At 56.4% G+C, this 1,390-nt stretch carries 2 protein-coding genes; both read left to right on the top strand.

Annotated elements, in window-relative coordinates; all coding sequences use genetic code 11:
- Positions 1-1,046 (top strand): AMP-binding protein (locus ACO0LH_RS28420; protein WP_422944514.1); only part of this gene is annotated, 1,046 nt, incomplete at its 5' end.
- Between the two features lie 80 nt (positions 1,047-1,126).
- Positions 1,127-1,390: hypothetical protein (locus tag ACO0LH_RS28415; protein WP_422944513.1), on the top strand; the 264-nt coding region annotated here is incomplete at its 3' end.

The following is a 1,390-nucleotide window of genomic DNA, read 5'->3' as shown; positions in this document are numbered from 1 at the left end:
TAGACCGCCTCTACACAGAAACCCCCATCGCCCAGGTCTACGACCTCTATGGCCCCTCAGAAGGCACCACCTACTCCAGCTACGTCAAACGCCAGGCCCAAGGCATAGAAACCATAGGCTGGCCCGTTGCCAATACCCAGTTCTACGTCCTCAGCCCCACTGGCCAGCTACTGCCCCAGGGCGTCACGGGAGAACTCTACATCGGCGGCATCGGCGTTGCCCGCGGTTACCTGCAAAGACCGGGTCTTACCGCAGAGAAATTCCTGCCTGACCGCTTCAGCCCACAGGCAGGCAGCCGTCTGTACCGTACTGGCGATCTGGTCCGCTACCTGTCCGATGGCAAGCTTGAATATCTGGGAAGAGCAGACCACCAGGTCAAGGTCAGAGGATTCCGTATTGAACTCGGCGAAATCGAAAGCACCTGCCTGCAACACCCGGGCATCAAAGATGCCGTTGTCATCGTCAGGGAAGACCAGCCTGAATACCGCCAGATTGTGGCTTACCTGGTACCGCATCAACAGACCGATAGCACCAATAGCACAAATACCAGCAACGCAGCACTGACAGACAGCCTCAAAGCCAGCCTGCAAAAGCAACTGCCGGCTTACATGATGCCGTCGGCCTTCGTGGTCTTGCCCGCATTGCCGCTGACACCGAATGGCAAGCTTGACAGGGCAGCCCTGCCGGTACCGGACGGGGCAGAACAGCGTGTAGGTTATGTGGCACCGCAAGGGGAAGTGGAACAACGAGTGGCGGCCTTGTGGGAAGGGCTGCTCAGGCGTCAGCAGGTCGGGCGCTTTGATAACTTCTTTGAGCTTGGCGGGCATTCGCTTTTGGTCACGCAGCTCGCATCCCGTATCGAGGAAGCTTTCTCGATCGCAGTCAACATCAAGATTTTTTATAAATACTCCACGCTGAAAGATATTGCGGCGCGGGTAGAAAAAATGGTTGCGCTTGAAACATTGGCAGATGACGCGATTGAACAAATGTCAGAAGAAGAAGTCGCGGAACTGCTCAGTGATTTTGAAGCTTTGGAAAATAATTGATCCATACAGTAGTGCAGTGGTGCGCACGCAAGCGCCCGCGAACACAAACGGATACCTGAATTCAACGAATGGTGGATAAGATGATAGAGAGCGAAGCATTGATGGCGTCAAGTGTAGAAGAAGTGGCAGCAGAGGAGGGCACGAGAGAAGCGCAGGGAGGTGCGCTCAAGAGCGCCCGCGCGCACCTAAAAGAAAAGCTGCGGCAACATAAAGCCAGCACCAGCGCCAACCGTGGCGTACACAGCCCCATCCTGCCGCGCAGCAGCCGGGAAGCAGAAGGCCAGCCAGAAGAAGCCGTCCTCTCCTACGCCCAGCAACGCCTGTGGCTCATGGACCAGCTCATG

It is taken from the genome of Undibacterium sp. TJN19 (assembly GCF_049339485.1).
Classification (GTDB): Bacteria; Pseudomonadota; Gammaproteobacteria; order Burkholderiales; family Burkholderiaceae_D; genus Undibacterium.
Note: the sequence above shows the minus strand (reverse complement) of the source record. Positions and strands in the feature narration are given on the sequence as shown.